The 22,063-nt window shown below is 69.9% G+C and carries 9 protein-coding genes; 3 read left to right on the forward strand and 6 right to left on the reverse strand.

Annotated elements, in window-relative coordinates; genetic code table 11:
* Window positions 1-6: 6 nt before the first annotated feature.
* Entirely contained in the window at window positions 7-2,016 is a 2,010-nt protein-coding gene (gene ureC / locus AB0D31_RS10100) for an urease subunit alpha (RefSeq protein ID WP_362719653.1), read from the reverse strand.
* A gap of 80 nt (window positions 2,017-2,096) precedes the next feature.
* Window positions 2,097-3,041 carry an urease subunit gamma gene (locus AB0D31_RS10105; RefSeq protein WP_362719656.1) on the reverse strand — a complete coding sequence of 315 codons (945 nt, stop codon included), beginning with the start codon at window positions 3,039-3,041 and terminating at the stop codon, window positions 2,097-2,099.
* A 661-nt stretch (window positions 3,042-3,702) separates the two neighbouring features.
* Between AB0D31_RS10105 and AB0D31_RS10110 the strand changes: the two genes are divergently transcribed.
* Window positions 3,703-4,896, forward strand: coding sequence for a PP2C family protein-serine/threonine phosphatase (locus AB0D31_RS10110; RefSeq protein ID WP_362719659.1), 1,194 nt, complete (start codon window positions 3,703-3,705; stop codon window positions 4,894-4,896).
* Window positions 4,897-5,256: 360 nt separating this feature from the next.
* On the opposite strand, the gene AB0D31_RS10115 is transcribed toward AB0D31_RS10110, so the two are convergent.
* The 4 genes from AB0D31_RS10115 to AB0D31_RS10130 are packed head-to-tail and all read right to left on the reverse strand — an operon-like array spanning window position 5,257 to window position 13,470.
* Window positions 5,257-6,501 carry a TIGR02679 family protein gene (locus AB0D31_RS10115; protein WP_362719662.1) on the reverse strand — a complete coding sequence of 415 codons (1,245 nt, stop codon included), beginning with the start codon at window positions 6,499-6,501 and terminating at the stop codon, window positions 5,257-5,259.
* Window positions 6,492-10,658, reverse strand: a complete 4,167-nt coding sequence (locus AB0D31_RS10120) for a TIGR02680 family protein (protein WP_362719664.1) — start codon at window positions 10,656-10,658, stop codon at window positions 6,492-6,494. The genes AB0D31_RS10115 and AB0D31_RS10120 overlap by 10 nt, the downstream gene beginning before the upstream one ends.
* Complete coding sequence (locus AB0D31_RS10125) at window positions 10,655-11,899, reverse strand: TIGR02678 family protein (RefSeq protein WP_362719667.1); 1,245 nt, start codon at window positions 11,897-11,899, stop codon at window positions 10,655-10,657. The genes AB0D31_RS10120 and AB0D31_RS10125 overlap by 4 nt, the downstream gene beginning before the upstream one ends.
* Window positions 11,896-13,470 carry a TIGR02677 family protein gene (locus AB0D31_RS10130; protein ID WP_362719670.1) on the reverse strand — a complete coding sequence of 525 codons (1,575 nt, stop codon included), beginning with the start codon at window positions 13,468-13,470 and terminating at the stop codon, window positions 11,896-11,898. Before AB0D31_RS10130 ends, AB0D31_RS10125 begins: the two co-directional genes overlap by 4 nt.
* Before the next feature lie 300 nt (window positions 13,471-13,770).
* Here AB0D31_RS10130 and pglW point away from each other — a divergent pair, with 300 nt between their 5' ends.
* Window positions 13,771-18,438 (forward strand): BREX system serine/threonine kinase PglW, encoded by a 4,668-nt coding sequence (gene pglW / locus AB0D31_RS10135; protein WP_362719673.1) that lies wholly within the window; start codon window positions 13,771-13,773, stop codon window positions 18,436-18,438.
* Window positions 18,435-22,052 (forward strand): BREX-2 system adenine-specific DNA-methyltransferase PglX, encoded by a 3,618-nt coding sequence (gene pglX / locus AB0D31_RS10140; RefSeq protein ID WP_362719676.1) that lies wholly within the window; start codon window positions 18,435-18,437, stop codon window positions 22,050-22,052. The genes pglW and pglX overlap by 4 nt, the downstream gene beginning before the upstream one ends.
* The last annotated feature ends 11 nt before the right edge of the window (window positions 22,053-22,063 follow it).

Genomic DNA, 22,063 nt, shown 5'->3' on the forward strand with positions numbered 1-22,063 from the left:
CCGCGCTCAGAACAGGAAGTACTTCTGTGCCATCGGCAGTTCGGTCTCATAGAGACCATCGCCCTGGGGCGGGCTCTTGGCCGGCGCCGCGGCCGGGGTCGGATGGTTTTCCGCGTCGAACATCAGGTCGCCTTCCACCTCGGCGACGGCATCCCTGGTCGTGCCCCTGTGCGCGCCCGGCGCGTTGGGCGGGACATCGCCTGCCTTCGTTCCGGGCGAGCGCGAGTACGTTCCGCCGCCCTCACCGATGGTGATCTGGAACTTGGAGGGGTCGATCGTGATCTCCGGTGACACATCGTTGTGAATCATGTCCACCTTGGTCACACCGCGCGTGGACGTGATCACCTTCACGTCCTTGGTCAGCGCGTAGTCCTTCTTGATGTCGTTGGCCTTGGGCACGACGAAGTTGAAGGAGTTGCCTCCCGGAGCCGTGCCGCACGATCCCCACACCGGGCGGGGCAGGTATGGCTGCGGGGTCGGGATCGACGCGTTCGCGTCACCGAGCTGCGCGTAGGCGATCTGCCCACCCTTGATGATCATGTGCGGCTTGACGCCGAAGAACTTCGGCTCCCACAGCACCAGATCCGCGACCTTGAGCTCACCTGTGCCAGGGGCCGGGACCTCGATGGAGCCGACGTACTTGTCGATGCCGTGCGCGATGGCCGGGTTGATCGTGTACTTGGCGATGTAACGCTTGACGCGGAAGTTGTCGTTGCCGTGGGTGGCGTCTTCCGGCAGGGGCCCGTGGCGTTTCTTCATGACGTGTGCGGTCTGCCAGGTCCGCGTGACCATCTCGCCGATACGCCCCATCGCCTGCGAGTCGGACGACATCATCGAGATGGCGCCCATGTCGTGCAACAGGTCCTCGGCGGCCATGGTGGACGGCCGGATACGCGAGTCCGCGTACGCCTCGTCCGCCTCGACCCTGAGGTTGAGGTGATGGCAGACGACCATCATGTACATGTGCTCAGCGACGGTGTTGACCGTCAGGGGCCGGGTCGGGTTGGTCGACGCGGGCAGCACATTCGTGTACTCCCTGACCACGCCCGTCCTCGCGTCCGTTTCCTTCCCGGCCAGCTTCATGATGTCCGGTGCGTGGCCGCCGCCGGCACCTTCGACATGGAAGACGTGGATGCTCCGGGGCTTGCCGTTACTGTCCTTGGTCGCCTCGAACGTGTCCTCGACGAACCCGGACTCGTTCATCGAGTCGGCATGCAGGGCGAGTTGAGCACCGTGGGTGTCACAGACATCCAGCGCCGTCCTGATGGCCGCGGGAGTGGCCCCCCAGTCCTCGTGGACCTTGATGCCGATGGCGCCGGCCTCGATCTGCGCTTCCAGCGCCTTGTGGTTGATCGTGCCGCCCTTGGCGAACAGGCCGATGTTGACCGGATAGGCGTCCAGCGCCTTGAAGGTCTGCTCCAGGTGCCACCAGCCCGGCGTCATCGTGGTGGCCCTGCTGCCGTCCGCGGGGCCGGTACCACCGCCGATGAGCGTGGTCACACCCGACGCGAGTGCCTCGTGAATCTGCCCAGGCCCCAGGAAATGCACATGGGTGTCGATGCCACCGGCGGTCAGGATCTTTCCGTTCCCGGAGATCGCCTCGGTGTCCGGCCCCACCACGAAATTCGAGGCATACGGCTGGGTCGAAGTCTGAGCCTTCGGCGACATCGTTTCCGGGTTGTACGCCTGGCCGATGGCTTTGATCACCCCGCCCCGAAGGCCGACGTCCGCCTTCACCACGCCCCAGTGGTCAATGATCAGCGCACCGGTGATCACCGTGTCCATAGGCTCTTCGCCCGGCTGGGTGTCGGGGTCGTTGTCCCGTGCACGGTGCGACATGCCCATCGACTCGCGCATGACCTTGCCGCCACCGAACAGCATCTCGTCGCCACTGCGCCCCGGCCCGCCGCACCAGTCCTCCTCGATCTCGACGACGAGGTCCGTGTCGGCAAGGCGGACCTTGTCACCGGTCGTCGGACCGTACAGCGTGGCGTAGTCCTCCCGCTTCAGCGGCACCGGGGGGCGAACGGTGAAACTGGGCCCCGGCGGCTGCGAAGCGACCACGGAGGCTCGCTGGTTGGGGGAAGTACCCATCTTCACACCGTCCCATTCGATGAGGCCCGGGCCGTCCCGCCGGACGAGGCCGGCGCTGTCCCGCTCGATGAAGCCGGGGCTGTCCAATTCGGACCGGTCTTGCCGCCCTTGAGGCCCTTCACCTGTCCCAGCCCCCGGATGGGCACCACCCACACCGCACGCTCGGCGCCGGGCTCGAACCGCTCCGACGTACCGGCTGCGATATGCAGCCGCTTCCCCGCCATGACAGCCGGCGTGGAGGACGCCCGGCCGTTCGCCTCCGTGAAGAAGTGGAGCTGCGGGTTGACGTCTTCCAAGTGGAAGTGGGAGCCCACCTGGATGGGGCGGTCCGCGGTGTTTCGCGCCCACAGCTTGTCCCCGCCAGGGAAGTTGCCGCTCGGGTCCAGGTTGTACGACACCCGGTTCGGGCTGTAAGGCGGCCGGTCCCGATCGTCGTCATCCTTGAGGAGTTCGTACTGGCCCGGGTACACCAGCGCCTTGTCGTCTCCGAACGGCTGCGGGATGGTCACCAGCTTGGTGCCGTCCTTGAACGTCGCCTCGATCTGCACATCACCGATCATTTCCCGCACGCCCGGCATGAGGTTGATGGTCGGCCTGGGCGCCGTGGTCGCCGCCGGGGGTGCCGTGGTTGGCGAACCCAGCGTCGTCTGCGTGGCCGGCTTGGTCGTCGTCCCCGGAATGTTCGTCGTCTTCGGCAGGACGAGGGGGTTCCTGAGATCCGTGTGGCGCTGTTCGATCTCCTCTGCCACGTCGCTCAGACTGGTATCCATGAGCTCAGCGACCGTCTTGGTGCCGTGGCGCGCCTCCTCCAGGACGTAGGCGGAGAACAGCGCCATGACCTCCGGGTAATTCAGCTCGAGAGTGGGCTCCCGAATGAGGCGTCGCTCGACCAGATCGGCCGCGAGACGAATCATGAGACGCTCCTGCTCATGCGGCGTCAGATGCATACGGTGCCTCCTTCCTATGGGTCCGGCGTGACGTGTACGGCGAACGCATGCGAGAGGGCGCCTGCGAGCGCCGCACACTGCTCCAACGAGCGCGACCAGAAAGGAAACGGAGGCGAGCCATCCAGCCGCCTATCGGGTGAACCAAGATCGATGAAGCGAATCGCTGTCGTCACTCGTAAGGGCACATGCAGTGCCCCACACAGCACCAACGTGTCGGTACATGGGACCCGGCAGGCGGGCGCGGGCGGAGCCCACTCCCCCACCGGCCCCGCCACAGCTATCCACATCGCAACGTCTCAGCCGACTCCCACACCGGTCTGGGACCCCCGGGGTGCCTACAGCACGGGCGACCGCCTTCCGCATCACCGGAGCGCGGGTCCGGGGCTGGTAGACCGGCCCGGTACGGGGCGGGAAGTAATCGCTCAGGACACCGTGCGGCGGTGGGCCAAGGTGCGCGACGGCGTGAACGACGCGATGGATCCTCGTCCGGTTCGGCACGTCACCGGTGCTTCGAGGCGGCCCCAGGAGGGTGACCACGGACGGTCGGCGGCGCGTGTGTGTCGGGTCGCGGTCCCGCTTGTGGTCCGACGCTCATGGGGAACGAGTCATGGTGGAAGAGCGGGACAGCGGGCTTGACGGGCCCTGGGTTGCGGAGGCGGGTATGAGGGCGCACGGCTTGGCGCGGGCACTGGCGGAACTTTTGGAGGCCAGTCACACGGCGCCCTTCGAGCAGCTGCCCTGCCTGCTCAACACCGCGGCGAAGGAGGCCGGTGCGGGCGGGGCGCGGTTGTTCGTTGCGGATCTCCAGGAGGAGGTGCTACGCGAGGTGACCGGGATCGGCTTGAGTGCGGGCGAAGGCGGTGAGGAGTATCGGATCGAGGGCACGCTGGCGGGCCGCGCCTACCAGCTCACCGAACTCACAGTGCCGCCGCGCGGCGGAGCCTGTTGGGTTCCGGTGCGCGACGGCGCCGAGCGCCTGGGTGTCCTGCACGTCGCCTCCGGTCAGGGGGACAAGCTCGATGAGGAGATGGTGCGGGCCCTGGCGTCGGCGGCCGGCTTGCTGCTGGTCTCCAAGCGGACCAACAGCGACTCGCACGCCCGGTTGACCCGCATCCGGCCGATGGGCGTGGCGGCGGAACTGCAGTGGAGCATGACGCCGCCGCGGACTTTCTCCGATCAGCGGGTGACGGTCAGCGCTTTCATGGAACCGGCCTATCAGGTGGCCGGGGACGCCTTCGAGTACGCGATGGCCGGTGACACCCTGCACTTGGCGGTCTTCGACGCGATGGGTCACGACACCTCGGCCGGGCTCACCGCGGCCCTGTCGATGTCCACCTGCCGCAGCCACCGCCGCGCCGGTGCCACCATCCCCGAAGCCAGCAGGGCCATCGAGAACATCCTCATCGAGCAGTTCGGGCCGAGCCGCTACACCACCGGCATCCTCGCCGACCTGGAACTGAACACCGGCAAGCTCAGCTGGGTCAACCGCGGCCACCCGCTACCGGTGCTGATCCGCGGGGGCCGCTGGGCCAGCACGCTGGGCTGCCCGCCGGCCGGGCCGATGGGCAGCGGGTTCAACCTGCCGGTCGAACAGTGCACCGAGCAGCTGGAGCCCGGTGACCGGCTGCTGCTGTTCACCGACGGCATCCCCGAAGCCCGTGGCGCCGACGGCCGGGAATTCGGCGTGGAGCGCTTCACCGATTTCATCATCCGCCACCAGGCCGACAACCTCCCCGTCGACGAAACCCTTCGCCGCCTCATGCACAACGTCATGGACTACCACCAGGGACGGCTGGGGGACGACGCCACCGTCCTGTTCTGCGAATGGCACGGGCCGGTCCCCTTGCCAAGATGAACAGGGGTGGTATCGCCCCCGGCGGCCGAAAGCCCGACCGGGCCTCGCGGGTGACGTCGCCCTGACACCCCATCAAGACGAGCGTCAACTGAGCGTCAATTCAGCGTCACGAGCGCCATTTCGGCGTCAGGATATCGCCCACAACGCCCGCACCGCACATCATGCGCACGGGTAAAACCGCAGGTCAGTCGCCCTTCACGGCCGGTTCAAGGATGGCGACGCACTCCACGTGGTGCGTCATCGTTTACGTGTCCCGCGGGCCTGCCCCTGCAAAACCCCTGGTCAGAGGCGGTTTACCAGCTCTGCGAGCGGGCTGATTCCGGGCCTGAGCGTCAAACGAGCGTCGCAACCGGATACATGTCATCCTCCCTTGAGGTCCGCCACCAGCGTGTCTAGTACTACCTCCTCCTCTATGCGCATCCCATGCTCAGCGAGGGCAAGCGCTAGATCCGGATCCCATGGCGATGGGGCCGGCTTGCCCGAGAGTGGTAGAGAACCGGTCCCAGTCGCCGCGACCGCCTCACGGTAGTCGTCTGCCGTGTAGCGCCAGGGTCGCCACGGCACATGCTGCAGCAGTGTCGTGGCGATGCGCAGACCACCCCAGTCGAAGTCGCCGTGATAACAGAAGGCAGCACCGAGCGCGTGCAGGTGGTTCAGTAGAGCCAGGGCAGCGGCCGATGGTTGCCCCTGGAGGCAGACCAGTGGTCGGGCGTCCCGGCCGTGCTTGTCCGCCGCAGCCGAAAGCACAGCGGGATTTTCACAGATGTGGACCACGGGGGGTGCCGACCTCGGCGGACGGTGGGCGAGCTGTCGGAGGGTCAGCACGCACGGGTCACCCACGTCCGCCATCCACTCCAGAGCCGGAGTTCCGCGGAGATTGAGCGTGAGGACCGTCGAGGAGACGTCGTCCCGAAGAAGGCCGGCGGAGGCCCACACTGCCCTCCGCCAAGCCGCTCCCTCCCCTTCGGGATGACCAGTCAGAGCTCGGACTCCGGAGAGGGCAAGGGTGGCAACTGGCGTGCCGTGGTCAAGCGCATGGGCACTTCCCAGAGTGTCCGAAGCGAACACCGACAGTGAAAGCGCCGGTACGGCAGGCAGTTCCCGTAGTACACGGACGGCTTGGTCGAGTAGCAGGCGAGCGGAGACGGGCGTGCCGGCAAGACGCCGGGCAACACCGCCGTCGCGCACCCGCGCGGCCCACTCGGCGAGACGCGGCAGGTCTTCCGCGAGCAGCGTGAGCGGCTCGTACGCCTCCTCCCAGGCCCGTCCCTCGATGCGGCGGGCTTCGTCAAGGAGCACGACGGGACCCGTGAGCGAGGCGACGGCCGCCTCCAAACCGCCGGGGCTGACCCCGGATCTGCGCAGTACGGTGTCCACCGATTCGAGCCGCACCGTCAGCGATGCGCCACCTCCGGGAACCCGTCCCAGCAGCCGTTCGGCCGCAACGCGCTGGGCGGGGGTGGGAGCGGCGAGGGACACCGGTCCGCTAAGGGGCTGACCGCGCTCCATCCGGCGGCGTACACGCGCCACGAGCCAGGCCAGCTCGACGCCCCCAAGAAGCCGGTGCAGGCGGTCCTCGTCGACGGCCGCCCCCTTCACGTCCACAGGAGGCCCCCTTCCCGGTCTGCCCGCGGCACCGGATCTGCCGATCGAGTACGAGCGGTGCCGTCCCACTCCCAGCGGGTGACGAGGACGGCGGCCACCTCGTCGACGCGTGAAAGCTGGGCGATGGCGATGCCCGGAACCTGCGGGTAGCAGGCCCATTCCCGCTCGCTGGTCATGACCACATCCAGGTCGAAGGCGTGGAGGAGCCCGAGACACTTGGCGCGGGAGTCGTCGTCAACTCCCGCGAACGCCTCGTCGAGGGTGACGAGCCGTGGTGCGTGCGGGCTTCCCGCGCTCGCGTAGTGCGAGGAGGCGGCCGCGAACAGGGGTACCGAGACGGCGAGCACACGCTCGCCCCCCGAAGCCGGCCCGGTGGCGGGCACCCAGCGGCCGTGCTGCTGACGTTCGACGGCGAACTCGTGCCACGACCTGTAGTCGAGGGCGGCGGTGAGGTGGTCCAGCCAGCTGCCCGCCGCGTCCTCAGTCTGCTGGCGGGCGATCTGGCTCTGCAGGAACTCCCCTACTGCGGCCCGGTCCTCGGGAGTCCAGACATCGGCCGTCTGCAGCAGTCGGCTCCGGGCCTGGGCAAGGCCGGCCGGAGCCTTGCGGGAGGCCCGCCACACCAGTCGCAGGGTCATGCCGGTGGAGGTGGGACGCTCTTCCAGTTCCGCGTTCATGGCCAGCACCTTGCGTTCAGCGGCCCCGATGAGTTCCTGCAGCGTGCCCGCCACCTCGGTGATCAGGTGGGTTTCGAGGATCTCGCGTTCGTGCGCGGAGAGGATACGGGTGAGTTCGCCGACTTCCACGGCCAGCGCTTCGGCGAGTTCGGGTACGGCGCGCTCACGGCCCTGGTACACGATGTCGACGACCATGCCGTCCTCCACCATCCGGGCGGAGGCCGTGTGGCCGTGGCGGGACAGCGCGTCCTGGAGGGTCTTGAGCTCCTCGCTCAGGCGCCGTTGCACCCGCTCCCAGGCGCCGTCGGAGTCGTCCGAGGCCGCGAGTTCCGTCTCCAGGGCGCGGGACAGCGCGATGGCCGGTGTGGCCGCCCACGGTCCGTCTCCCGTCGCGGGTACGGCGAGCTCGGGGAGGGCGACCGTGATGAGCCCGGTGGTCGCGAAACGCTGGAGCGCGGAGATGGCCTCGGAACGCGCGGCAGCGGCACCGGTGACGTCCTTCTGCAGCTGCTCGATCCGTCCCTGGGCCCGGTTGGCGCGACCGTCCGCCTGCGTGCGGCGGTCCTGGGACAGCCGCTGCTCGGCCACACAGGCGCGCAGGGCCTGAGCGTTCTCGGCGAGCCTGCGCTCCAGCTCCGCCACGGCGGTTCCCACGGTCGAGCGCAGTGTGACGAGCCGCTCGTCGGCGGCTGCCCTCTCCTGTGCGGTCTCCTGTGTGCGAAGGCCGAGTTCGGCGGAGCGGGCCGCCGCCCGGCCAGCCTCTTCCCGTTCCCCCTTCACCTGCTCGGCCGCCTCCGACCGCTCGCGCAGCGCGGGCCAGAGGGCGGCCAGTACGGCGGCGAGCTCGCCGAGGGCCTGCCGTACGCCGTCCAGGGCGGACCGGTCCGCCGGCAGCCCCAGATCGGCCGCGGCCTCGTGCAGGGCGGCGGCCGCCAGCTCGACCTGCTCGGCCACGGCCAGCACCTCGGCGGCCCGCCCCTCACGACGGAGCCCGGCCCGGCGGCAGTTCTCGGCGGCGGCCGCGGCACGGGCGTGGGAGCGGGTCAGCCCGGTCTCGTCCGGCAGGGCGGCGAATTCGGCATCGAGCGTACGACGGCGGGCCGCCAGCGCCCGCTCCTCGTCCGCGGCGGACGCCGACTCCGCCCGGAGGACCTCCAGCTCGGCGCGCAGGTCGTGGGCACGGGCACGGCGCGCGGCCTCCCGGGCACCTTCCCCGATGTACTCGGCGGCTTGCTTGGTCCAGCGGCCGGTGAGGGCGCCGACGCGGTAGCTTCCGTCCACCGCGGCCCAGGTGTCTGCGGCCGCCCCCGTGATCCCCCGCACGGCGTCCGGCGCTCCCGCGCGCCTCGCCGCGTCTGCGCCCGCCGCACCGAGGCCGATCGCCGCGAGCAGGCGTGACACCACTCCTTCGCCCACGGCGGCGGAGTGGGCATCGCCGCGGTCCACCGCCGGGCACAGGACATCGGCGAGCGACGATCCGTTGACCGGCCCCCTCGCCGGGTCGAGAAGGACGTCGTGGGCGTGTGCGTCGAGGACCTCTCCGTCGGGACACACCCATGCGTCCAGTAGTCCGGCCGCCTCCAGGGCCGCTTCCAGCCCGGCTCGCTCACGGTCGCCGACCTGCTCCCGGAAGTCGATCAGCCGCCACAGGGGAGCACCGGCCATCCGGTCGCGAAGGCCGGGCGTCCGGGTGAGCGGTGCAGCCGGTCCCCGTCCGCCGCCGGCCTCCAGGGCTGCGAGCTCTTCCTCGGCCTCACCGGTGCGGGCCACCAGGCCCGCCCGGCGCTGCGCCGCCTGCGCCATCCGCTCGGCGAGCGCTCCTGCCGTGGCACTGTGCGCCGACGAGGCGTATCGCCGGGCCGGGTTGGGGCCGTCCTGGTGCCGGGTCCATTCCTGGAGCTCGTCCAGCAGCCCCGTCGGGTCGAGGTAGGCGAGTTCCGTGCTGCGGCCCGCGTGCTCACGCACCGCGTCGACCAGGGCGCGCCCCTCGACCGTCACTGCCTCGTCGGCCGCGTCCTGGGCCTCGGCGGCCAGCGAAAGATCGGTCTCGGCCTCATCGAGCCGCCTTACAGCGTTCCGGTGCTCGGCTGCCGCCTCGTCCGCCCGGTCCGCCAAGCCCTCCATGTGTGCGAGGGTTCGGCGGCGGCGGTCGGCCGCCTCCGTGACGGCGGCGTTCAGCTCGTCCGGCGTCAGGGTCTCGTCCCCGGGCAGCTCAAGCCGGGCACCGGCTGCAGCTTCCCGTGCGCTGCGGAACGTCTCTTCGGCACGCTCGCGTGCTGCCCGCAGCCGGTTCTCGGCACTCCCGAGGCGGGCGAGCGCCCGCGCGTGCAGGGCATCGGCCTCTTCCTGGTCCTCGCGTGCCCGGCCATGGGCCTTCGCCGACCGCTCCGCAGCATGTGCTGCGCGCTCCAGTTCACGAGCGCTGCGCATCTCCGGGCCTTCGCGCAGGGCGGCGTCCGTCGCCTCCAGCCTCGCCTGCGTTTCGGCCAGCTCGCCGATCCGGGCGGTGGCCGCCTCGCTCTCGCCTTCGGCCTCGCTCTTCTCCGCCTGTGCCAGGGCGAGGTCGCGCAGGAGCTGCTCGTACTTCGAGTGTTCGGTCCTCGGGAGGCGGGCCCGACGCCGGGAGACGATGCGCGCGTAGCGCCGGTAGTGGTCGAGGAACGCGGAGGCCGCGCGCTCGGCCGCCCCGGCCGCCCGCAGCTCCTCCTTCTCCTCGTCCAGTGACCGGAAGGCCTCCGCCACGTCCGCGATGACGGCCTGGTCCATGGGCGGCAGCGCTTCGGTGAGGGCGCGGGAGAGGGCCGCCTCGTTCGGACGTTTGGACAGCTGGGGCTGGCGCAGCTGGATCAGCAGGTCCACCAGGGCCCCGTACCGCTGCTCGCCGAGCCCGAACAGCGCCTCGTCGACAGCGCGGCGGTACGCCTTGGCCTGGTCGTAGACCATCCCCTGTCCGGATACCGCCTCGATGAGCCGGTCCCGGGAGAGGACCGTGTCGGTGGCGTCGAGGAGGCTCAGGGATTCCGGTGAGCGCAGCTCGGCCGGTGCGTGGTCGATCCGCTGTGCGGTCACCGCCCACCAGTGGCGGGCGATGCCGCGTCCGCTGACGGCTTTGAGCCCGCAGACGAGCGTACGGAAGTGCTCCTCCCCACTGGCTTCATCACGGCGCCCGAACTCCACCCAGGTGTAGCCGAGCCGTTCGGAGTGGGGGTGCTCGCCACCGAGGAGGAGGTTCCACTCCATCCGCTTGCCCGCGTCGCCGTCCGGCTCGACCCGGCGGGCGCTGAGGTCCCCGTCGAGGAGGAAGGGCAGGGTCAGGGCGAGCACCTTCGACTTGCCGGTGCCGTTGTTGCCGCGGAGCAGGAGCCTGCCGTCTCGGAAGTGGAATTCCTCCACGTCGTAGTGGAAGAGGTCGACGAGCCCCATCCGCAGCGGCTGCCAGCGGGAGCGCGTGGGGGCCGGGAGCCCGGTGCGGGGGTTCAACGTCGGTTCGCCTTTCGCTGTGCGGGCACCACGGTGGGGCCCGCCGTGACGGGTTCGATGACGACGGCCGGTCCGACGGCGTACCGGGCGAGTGCGGGGCGGGCCCGGACCCCGTCGGGGGTGCAGGAGACCAGGCCGAGGGCGAAGAGTCGGGCGACCGCCTGTTCCACGAGTTCCCGCTCGGCGCCGGGCTCGCGCGCGGACTTGGACCAGAAGCCGCCGTGCTCCGAGGCCAGGTCGGCCACCCGGCGCTCCAGAGCGGCCGTGGTGACGGAGCCCCCGGCCGCCGCCAGGTGTTCGGCGAGCAGCAGGGTGACGTGGCCGTGGGTCCCCGATTCCGGCATGCGGATGTCGGTCAGGTCGTCGTCGGGGTCGACCATGGCTATGCCCTCGGCCCGGACTTCGGCGACCAGCCCGGTCAGTTCGGTGATCCGCGCGGTGAGGAAGCCCCGCTGGCGGGTGAGGTAGGCCAGTTCGGCGTCGGTCAGTTCGTCGTAGTAGAGCACGGGGTCATCGAGCAGCCGGCGGGTCAGCGCGCGGCGCATCGCGCGGAAGCGCAGCTCGTCGCTGTCGAGGGCGGTCTCGGCGGTGAGCTCGGCCAGACGGTCTTCCATCAACTCGGCCCGGACCGTGGAAGGGCCGCGGCGGGTGGCGAGCAGCCCGGCGAGCACGCGCCGTTCGACGTCGTACAGGACGTCGCCGGCTCCGCTGACGTACGCGTCCTCGTCGCCGGCGACCCGGCGCAGGACTCCGAGACCGAGCAGGAGCCGTACGACAGCTGCGAGGTCGAGCCGTTCCTCCCGGCGGTCCAGGGTGAAGTGGATCCCGGCAGCGGCGAGCCGGGGATCGGCGGCGTCCAGAACCACCTGATCGGCGAGCCGGCCCAGCGCGATCTGTGCCTCGCCCCGTTCGAGGGCTGCGAGGGCCAGGCACAGCAGGACGTACCGGCGGCGCGTGAACGGAGCGGCGCTCCGCGTGGCCTCGCGGGCCGGGTGGGTGGCGTCGGCGAGGCGCGCCGGGGTCTTGCCGAGTCTGGCCGTGTCGGCGTCAACCTGGAGGGACCAGCCGGTGTTGCGGTCGAACCATTCCCGCAGCTCGGAAGCGTGCCGCCGGACGAGGCGGAACTCGTCGGCCTGCGCACCGCTCGCGAGCAGCAGGGGCTGTTTCAGGAGGGCTCGGGCGGCCTTGCGCAGTTCGGCGGCGTGCTGCCCGTCCAGTACTTCGCCGAGCGGGGTGGTCACGGTCCCTCGCCCCCTTCCTCGCGGCCCCCGGTGAGGTCGACGATCTCGATGGTGTGGTCGGGGCCGCGGAACACCCCGTCCGGTGTGCGGACTTCGGCAACGGACCCGTCGGCAGACGCGGTGAGCCGGATCTCCATGGACCCGTCGTTGCTGGTGGCCACGGTGTGCGTCATACCGGGCCGCCAGGTGGCCAGTGCATCGCCGAGGAGTTGGAGGAACATCCGGAAGCTGACGGGGTCGAGCTCGCCGAGCCCGGACAGTCTGGTGATGCCGCCCGTGGCGAGCCGGTCCCGCGCTGCCGCGGTTTCCGCGGCCTGCTTGGCCGCCGACTCTGCGAGCAGCCGGCGTGCCTCCTGGCGGTTCTCCACCTTGCGGGGCTTGCCGCGCCGCTCGTAGCTGCCGGTACGGCGCAACTGCGGGCTGATGTGCAGCGGCGCGGCCTCGGCCCACGGGGTGGACGCGGGGACCGGGTGCGCGAGCCTGGCCGCCAGCGTCTCGGCATCCACGGAGAGGTGCCGTGCTGGGTACAGCCCGAAGGCGGTACGCCACAGCCGGTGGCGGGCGTCGTCGTCGGAGGCCTCGGCGAACCACTGGGCGAGGGTGCGGAAGTCGGCGGACCGGTCGGACCGCCCGGCCCGGCGCTCATTCAAGGACCTTACGACGGCCAGCAGTTGCGGGATGGCACCGAGCGCTCTGCCGCGCAGTAGCCGGGCCTGCGACTCGCGGCCGTCACGGCTGAGGAACCAGGCGGCGAGTCCGGCCCACCGGCCGGCCCACCGCTCGTACGCGGCCTGCTCGGCATGGGCGGCTTCCTGCGGGGTGGCGTCGGCGGCCTCGCGAGCGGCGGCGGCCCGCAGCAGGGTCTGGATCCGGCCGTCGCCCTCCAGCTCCAGGATCAACCGGGCGATGCGTCCGCCGATGGTGATCAGGTCCTGGATGAAGCGCTCCAGGTACTGGATGAGCTGGTCCTTGTAGGCGAGGAAGACCTCCTCCCCGACATCGTGGAGGTCGATCGTCCGCTGGAGCGACCCCATGAAGGCCCGCGCGTTGTCGGCGAGCGCGGCAAAGCGGCTGGCGAGGGCGTCGAGCGCGAGATGGGCCTTGGCCGGATCCGGCGCCTCTTCGGCCGCCAGCACGAGGAGGGCACGCAGCTGCGTGACGATGTCGTGCAGCGCGACGGCCTGCAGCGCACCCCGCCGCCCCAACGCTTCGTCATACACGGCCAGAGCCTGCTCGGCGGCCTCTCCTTCCCGCGTCAGCTGGTAGATGAAGCGCTTGCGGTAGAAGTCCTCGACGGCCGTGACCCGCCCCGTGTCCGGGTCGGCCCGCAGGTTCCCCCACTCGACCAGTTTGTCCAGTGCCCCGACGACACCGTCGAGCTCGCCGGGCCGCACGTCGCCTGCCAGCCCGGCATACACCTCCTCGGGCCGCAGATGTACGGCGAACCGCTCCTTGGCGACGAGAAATGCCCGCATCACCGCGCGGTAGAGCAGCACGTTCGGCGCGGTGAGGTGCGCGAACGGCCCGTATCCGTTCGACGGGCTCTCCTGCCGGGAAGAAGTCGTGTCCATCGGCCGCCATTCTCCCCACGCCGCGACCATGATCGGCAGGGACGAAAGTACTTGACCGATTCACACCGTTCCCGACCATGTCACCGCCCTGAACACCGGACCCGCGAAAGCGCGTTATGGGCGATTTGGTGAACTAGTGGTTGCTTTACGGCCACGCGTTCTCCCGGTCTTCGCACGAGGACCGGATCACCGTCGGTCCCCCGGACTAGGATTCACCAGGTCCGCGACCTGCTGGGACGGCGGCCGGACGGCCTGGGGTGGGCGGCCGCCCCAACACGGAGCCAGAGGTGGGGACAGCGCATGCGGGAAGGCCGGTGGACGACGGTCACCGAGTCCGAGTACGACCACGAGCGCCGCGCCCTGGAGGCCATCCGCGAGCAGCTACCGGACTCCGACCCCTGGCGGGCCTGGTCGAACTTCACCTTCACCGCGAACACCGGCCACGTCCGCGAAGTTGACCTCCTCGTCGTCACGCCCGCCGGTGCGTGCATGATCGAACTGAAGCACTGGCGCGGAACGCTCACCAGTGAGAACGGCACCTGGGTGCAGACCAAGCCCAGCGGGCGTCGCGAGCCCCACGGCAACCCGCTGCACCTGGTCAACCGGAAGGCCAAGGAGCTGGCCGGTCTGCTCGGTCGGCAGGGGAAGCGCGTGTGGGTCGGCGAAGCGGTCTGCTTCACCGACGATTCGCTGCGCATCCGGCTCCCCGCGCACGACCAGAACGGCGTCCACACCCTGGCCGAACTGATGACGATGCTGAAGACGCCCCCGCGCGACGAGCGGCGCCGGATCACCGCGATCGATTCCCGCGAGATCAAGTCGGCCCTGGAGCAGGTCGGCATCCGGCGCAGCGAGGCCGATCAACGCGTCGGCCCGTACACGCTGCGTGGGAACGCCTTCGACTCCGGCGAGACCTGGGCGGACTACGAGGCCGAGCACACCGAACTGCCGGAGCTGGCCCGCGTCCGCATCTACTTGAGTGAGCGCGGCTCGGACGCCTCCCTGCGCCGGTCGGTGGAGAACGCCGCGCGCCGCGAAGCCGCCGTGCTCCAGCGCTTCCGCCACCCCGGCGTGGTCCAGCTCAAGCAGTACTTCCCCTCGGGTCATTCAGCCGGCCCGGCGCTGATCTTCGACTACCACCCGCACACCCTGCGCCTGGAGGAATACCTCCTCCAGCACGGCAAGGGACTCGACATCCTCGGCCGCATGGCACTCGTCCGCCAGCTCGCTGAAACCATGCGCTCCGCGCACTCCAGCCGAATCCACCACCGGGCCCTCGCAGCCCGTTCCGTGCACGTCATCCCGCGCAACAGGGGGCTTCAGGGCCAGACCGTCGGCGAGGAGGCCGCTTGGCTCACCCCCCGGCTGGAGATCTCCGACTGGCAGATCGCCACCCAGCGCGGCTCCGGCTCGGGCGGCGGCACCGGGCCGGGCATGACCCGGTTCGCACCGACGGCCCTGTCGGCGGTGCACATCGCCGAGGGCTCCGACCCGTACCTCGCCCCCGAGTTGACCGCGCTCAACGCCGACCCGGTCCACCTGGACGTGTACGGCCTGGGTGTCCTCACCTACCTGCTCGTCACGGGCAGGGCGCCGGCCGCGAGCCAGGCCGAGCTGTTGGCCCGCCTGGAGGCGGGCGAGGGCCTGCGTCCCAGCTCCCTGGTCGACGGTCTGTCGGAGGACATCGACGAGCTCGTGCAGGCGGCCACCGCCTACCGGCCCGAGCGGCGGCTCTCCTCCGTGGACGAGTTCCTGGAGATGCTGGAGCTCGTCGAGGACACTCTGACCGCACCGGCCGCCGTTCCCGAGAGCGAGCCCGAGGCGGCAGCTCCGGAGAAGGACCCGCTGGAGGCGGCGGCCGGTGACGTCGTCGCCGGGCGCTGGGAGGTCCGCCGCCGCCTCGGCACGGGCTCCACCAGCCGGGCCTTCCTCGTCCGCGACCTGGAGGCCGAAGCCCGCAAGGCCCGTCCGCTGGCCGTGCTCAAGGTGGCTCTCTCCGACAGCCGGGGCGAGGTCCTTGCCCGCGAGGCTGAGGTGATGGGCCGACTGCGCGCCGACTCCCGGGTGATCCGGCTCGTCGAGCCGGAACCGCTGCGCGTCGCGGGCCGTACGGTGCTGGCCCTGGAGTACGTGGGTGACGAGCGCGACGAGAACACGGAGGACGGCGAGCCTTCGACCCGCACCCGGACCGGCCACCGCGCGGAGACGGTCGCCCGCCAGCTCCGGGAGGTAGGCCGGCTCCGGATGGACCAGCTGGAGGCGTATGGCGACTACCTCTTCGGCGCGGTCGACTTCCTGGAGGGCGAGGGCGTCTGGCACCGCGACATCAAGCCCGACAACATCGCCATCCGCATCCGCCCCAACCGGACCCGCGAACTCGTCCTGATCGACTTCTCACTGGCCGGCTACCCGGCGAAGGAATACGACGCCGGTACGGACGGCTACCTCGACCCGTTCATCGGGACGCTGACCCGCACCGCGTACGACTCCCACGCCGAGCGGTACGCCGTTGCCGTCACCCTGCACCAGATGGCTTCGGGCGAGCTGCCCAAGTGGGGCGACGGGTCGGTTCCGCCCCGGATGACCGATGCGAAGGACTTCCCGCACCCGCACCTGGCCGCGGACGCCTTCGAACCCCTGATTCGCGACGGCCTGGTGGCCTTCTTCCGCAAAGCCCTGCACCGGGACGCGGCCAAGCGCTTCCCCGAGCTGAAGCCGATGCGGGACGCCTGGCGGAAGGTCTTTTTGGACGCCACGCAGGCGCCGCCTTCCAGCCACCGCTCGCGCCACCCCGAGCCGGCCGTCGAACCCGCCTCCGCCGCGGACGCCCCCCGGCCCGCGATCGCGGACGCCGAGCCGCTCACCGCCGACGAGCAGCGCGACCAGCTGGCCGCACAGGTCACCCGGGACACCCACCTCTCGGCCGCGGGCCTCACCCCGGCCGCCGAGTCCTTCCTCTACGGCCTCGGGATCACGACCGTCGGCGGGCTCCTCGACTACAGCCGCAGCAAGCTCCTGAACGCGCCCGGCCTCGGCACGAAGACCCGTACCGAGGTGCAGCGCCGGCAGCGCCAGTGGGGCAAGCTGCTGCGCGAGGCGCCGCTCTCCCCGCTCACCCCCAAGGGCCGGGCCGAGGCCAAGGAGGAGCTGGCGCAGCTGTCCGCCGCCGAGTCGGCCGTCCTCGGCACGCTCGCCACGGCCGAGGGGGCCGGCGGGCTGACCGGGGCGGCCCTGCGCGCGGTCAGCCTCGACGCCCTCGCCACGATCCTCGTCCCCGAGCTGAACAACAACCGCTCCAACAGCAACAAGGTCGAAATGGTGCGGCTGCTCCTGCGCCTGCCGGACGAGCGGGGCGACCTCCCCGACATCGGCGCCTGGCCCAAGCAGAAGGACGTGGCGCAGGCCCTCGGCCTCTCGGCGGGCCGCATCCCGCAGATGCTGAAGGAGGAGCGCAAGCGCTGGAAGAAGCATCCGGCGGTGCAGGCCCTGCGCGAGGAGATCATGGATCTCCTCGCGGGCCTGGGCCGGGTCGCGCCCGCCGCGGAGATCGCCGATGCCCTCGCCGTCCGGCGTGGGACGCAGCTCGCCGGCCGCGACCAGCGACGCGCCCTCGCACTCGCTGCGGTCCGGGCCGTGGTCGAGGTCGAGCAACTCGAGCCGACCGAGGCCGAGTTCCAGCACCAGGCCAACCGCAAGGCGGCCGAGGACTCACTGACGGCGGGTCTGCTTGCGCTGGACGTCCGCGAGGGCGACGCCCCGGACACTCCGACCGCGCCCGGCCTCCTCGACTACGCGACCCGGCTGGGGCGCACCGCCGACCGACTCGCCCGCCGGGAGACCCTGCCCACCGCAACCACCGTGATCGGCGAGCTGGGCGCCCTCACCCTGCCGCCCGGCCTGATCGAGTGGGACGAGCGGCGCCTGGTCGAACTGGCCGCGGCCGCCTCGGCGAACGCGGCTGCCACCCCCCGCCTGGAGATCTACCCGCGCGACCTGCCGCTGGTCCGGGCCCTGCGGCTCACCCAGGCCGGTCTCGTCCCACTGATCCCCGGCGTGCCCGAGAACCGTCAGCCCGGCCTGACCGGCGCCGACATCCACGAGCGGGTGCGGGCCCGCTTCCCGGAGCTGCTCGTCCCGGACGAGCAGGGCGCCGGCACCCACGAGCTTCCCGTCGGGCCGGCCCTCACCAAGGCCCTGCGCGACGCCGGCTTCGACCTCACCCTGTCGACCCGTGAGGGCACCAAGACCCCGCGCTACCTGCCCACCCGCATGGACAGCGCCTCCAGCTACCTCACGGGCGGCGCCTGGCGCCAGTCCACCGACGTCGGCGCCGTCACCCGCTACTCGGACGACCCGATGCTCGCGGGTGCGGTCCGTGCGGACGAGCGCCTACTCGCCTCGGCCCGCCGCGACGGCTACCGGGTCCTGACTGTGCACCATGCCCGTACCGTCGACGCCGTACGGGATCTCGCGGGCAGCCGGATCGCGGCCCAGCCGGTCTCGGTGACGGCACTCTTCCTGGAGTCCCTGCACGCCCTGGTCCCGCCGGCCACCAAGCCGACGTGGGAGACCCTGCTCAAGGCGGACGTGGCGGAGCCCGGTTCGCGGGGCGCGCTCAAGTTCGCCGAGTACACCCGGACGGCCTGGGGCACCGTGGAACCGCGGGTACGCGAACTGCTGTCCCCCGGGGCCGGGTTGGGGCCGGTGCTGCTCACGGACGCGGCCGTCTTCGCCCGTTACGACGCCATGGGCGTCCTGGACCGACTGGCGGAGGCCGCACGCCAGGGCGGCCGCGGCCTGTGGCTGCTGGTACCGCAGCCGGACCCGGCGCGGGAACCGAGGCTGGGGCCGGTCGCGGTGGCGTACCAGGCCGGGCTGGGCGAATGGATCGAACTTCCGGACTCGTGGGTGCAGAACGCCCACCGGGCGGCCGGTGCTGTTGACGAAACCGAGGGAGACACCAAGTGATCGACGGCAAGGCCCTGTTGGAAGACCTGAAGCAGCAGGTCAAAGCGGTCGAGGCGGACCTCGGACGACAGGTGAAGGCCGTCACGGAGGTCGGCGCCAGGCTGAAGGACGAGTACGACCGGGCCCGCAAGCTGGGCCGTACGGCCGCCACCTGGAACTCCTGGCTCGACGAACGGATCACCCAGGTCGCCGTGGCCTGGGTACTGGGCACGGTCTTCGTCCGCTTCACCGAGGACAACGGCCTGATCCCCGAGCCGTACCTGACCGCACCGGGTGAGGACGGCCGGGACCTGGCACTGGCCCGGTACGACGACTACCAGGCCAAGGCCGAGGACCCGACGTACCGCGGCTGGCTGGAGCAGGCGTTCGCGGAACTGGGCGCGGGGCAAGCGGGCCGACTCCTGTTCGATCAGCGGCACAACCCGCTGTACCAGATTCCGCTGTCGCACGACGGAGCGCGGGAGCTGGTCGACTTCTGGCGGGCGCGGGACGAGTCGGGCGTCCTCGTCCACGACTTCACGGACCCGTTGCCGGTGGACGGCGACGGCACGGAGGGCTGGGACACCCGCTTCCTGGGCGACCTGTACCAGGACCTGAGCGAGGCGGCGCGCAAGACCTACGCGCTGCTCCAGACCCCGGAGTTCGTGGAGGAGTTCATCCTCGACAGGACGATGGACCCGGCGGTCCGGGAGTTCGGCTACGCCGAGCTGAAGATGATCGACCCGACGTGCGGGTCGGGCCACTTCGTGCTCGGCGCGTTCCGGCGGTTGGTGCGGTTGTGGGCCGACGGCCAGCCGGGGCGGGATCTGCACGAGCGCGTACGGGCCTCACTGGACTCGGTGCACGGCGTCGACCTGAACCCCTTCGCGGTGGCCATCGCCCGCTTCCGGCTGTTGGTTGCGGCGATGGCGGCGAGCGGGGTCCGCACGCTGGCGCAGGCGGCGAAGTATGAATGGCCGATCCACCTGGCGGTGGGCGACTCCCTCATCAAGCACCGGCACAAGCAGGGCAATCTGTTTGACGAGTTGGACGAAGAAGGCGCGGACGAGCTGGCGGACTTCAAGTACGAGACGGAGGACATCCACGAGCATAAGGACATCCTCCTGCCGGGCCGGTACCACGTGGTGGTGGGCAACCCGCCGTACATCACGGTGAAGGACAAGAAGCTCAACGAGCTTTATCGGGGGCTGTACGACGCGTGCTCTGGGAAGTACGCCCTGTCGGTGCCGTTCGCTCAGCGGTTCTTCGAGCTGGCGATGGCAGGCGATGCCGAGAGCGGACGCGGCTATGGCATGGTCGGTCAGATCACGGCGAACTCCTTCATGAAGCGGGAGTTCGGTACGCGGCTGATTGAGACGTACTTCGGCCACGAAGTAGAGCTGACCGAGGTCATCGACACATCGGGGGCATACATTCCAGGTCACGGGACACCAACCACGATCTTGGTTGGAAAGCCCCGAGCAGGCACTAGGCGCTCGCCTTCCATCCGAACAGTGCGAAGCATCCAGGGAGAACCATCCGTTCCGGAAGACGCCAAGAACGGGTTGGTCTGGAAAGCAATTGTCGAACAGGTAGAAACGCCTGGGTCGGCAAGTGCATGGGTCTCCGTTGACGACCTTGATCGCGATAAGCATTTCGCTAAGCAGCCATGGATCCTAACTGACGGCGGCCTGGAGATGGTCGGTAGCATTTCCGACCTCTCATCCAACCCGCTGGCTGAGGAACTAGCAGCAGTCGGCATGACTGTCCTCACTCTAGAGGACGACGCCTATCTCACACCCACGCCGTTTGCCATGCGCAAGGGGTTTCTTGAGGACTGTGTCAATTTCGTCACTGGCGATGAAGTGAGAGACTACTGCGTGACGTCAGCGCAGCTGGTCATCATGCCTTGCTCATGGGATGGAAGCCGACGCACCCCGACGACTTCCGCAATGAGGCATCTTTGGCATTACCGATCCCGGCTGCTCCGCCGACTCTATTTTGGTCGAGTGCCCGAGGAGCGCGGGTTGAGGTGGTTCGATCTAGGAATGCTCTTCTCCGAGCGACATCGATCGCCTTTGTCGATCACTTTTGCGGCCGTTTCCACACAGCCCCATTTCGCACTCGATCGAGGCGGTAAGGTCTTCAATCGCCACGCTCCCGTAATCAAATTGCGCGAGGGGAAGGGCGAGCAAGATCACGTGCAGCTGCTTGCCTTGCTTAATAGCTCTACCGCTTGTCTTTGGCTAAAGATGGTAAGCCATAGCAAGGGAACAGAGGGGCACCAGTCCGGAATCAAAACCGAGCTCTGGGAGCAATTCTACGAGTTCACCGGCACAAAGCTTCAAGAATTCCCGCTGCCCTCAGCCTATTCGACGCCGCTGGCCAGCGATCTGGAAAACCTCGCGCAACAGCTCACCGCCGCAAGCCCCTCAGCCGTAACAGCCGTTGATACTCCCACGTCCCGAAGCCTCCGAGCAGCCCGTAGTAACTGGCATTCAACTTGCGCCCGAATGATCGCTCTTCAAGAGGAGTTGGACTGGCAGGTCTACTCGCTCTACAACCTGCACCCCGAGGACCTACGCGTCTCCGAGAATCCCGATTCCCCCGACATCCCCGAACTCGCCCTCGGTGAACGCGCCTTCGAAATCGTGCTCGCGCGTCGCGTCGCCGCAGGCGAGGCCAGCGACGAATGGTTCAAGCGGCACGGATCCACACCCATCACGGAGATCCCCAGCCACTGGCCCGCCGCCTACCGCGAGGTCGTGCAGAAGCGGATCGACGCCATCGAGTCGTCCCGCGCCATCGGGATGATCGAGCGGCCCGAGTACAAGCGTCGCTGGGCCACCGAAGGGTGGGACGCGCTTCAGGAGAAGGCCCTCAAGTCCTGGCTGCTTGACCGGATCGAGGACCGAGCCCACTGGTTCGAGAACGGCCAGCCCACCCTCGTCACGCTCTCCCGCCTCACCGACAACCTCTCCCGCGACGAGGACTTCGTCTCCGTCGCCAAGATCTACGCACCCCGCAAGGAACTGCCCGCCGTCGTCGCCGAGTTGATGGCCGACGAGCACGTGCCGTTCCTCTCCGCCTTGCGCTACAAGCCCTCCGGGCTGAAGAAGCGGGCCGACTGGGAGTACGTCTGGGACCTCCAGCGCCAGGAGGACGCGGCTGAAGACGAGCCGGCCAAGCGGAAGATCCGGGACGGCATCCCCGTACCGCCGAAGTACACCTCCGCCGACTTCCTGCGCCCCTCCTACTGGCGTGCGCGCGGGAAGTTGGACGTGCCCAAGGAGCGGTTCATCTCCTACGGGCAGACCAACGCAGCCACCCCCGCCCTCTACGGCTGGGCCGGCTGGGACCACCGGGAGCAGGCGTTCGCGCTGGACACCTACATCGCCACCCATGAGGCACTGACCGTCGAGGAAGTCACGCCGTTCCTGGCGGGGCTGCTGGAACTCCAGCCGTGGCTGGACCAGTGGCACAACGAGGTCGACTCAACCTTCGGCGCCTCCCCGGCCGCGTTCTTCCGCAGCGACCGACAGATGGAACAGGGCAAGCACGGCCTCACCGACGACGATCTGCGCGCTTGGCGCCCGGCCGCCGCCACCCGTGGGCGCGCGGCGACCAAGAAATAGTCCGCCCGAAG

Origin of the sequence: Streptomyces sp. NPDC048361, from assembly GCF_040651795.1 — a bacterium.
Lineage (GTDB): Bacteria > Actinomycetota > Actinomycetes > Streptomycetales > Streptomycetaceae > Streptomyces.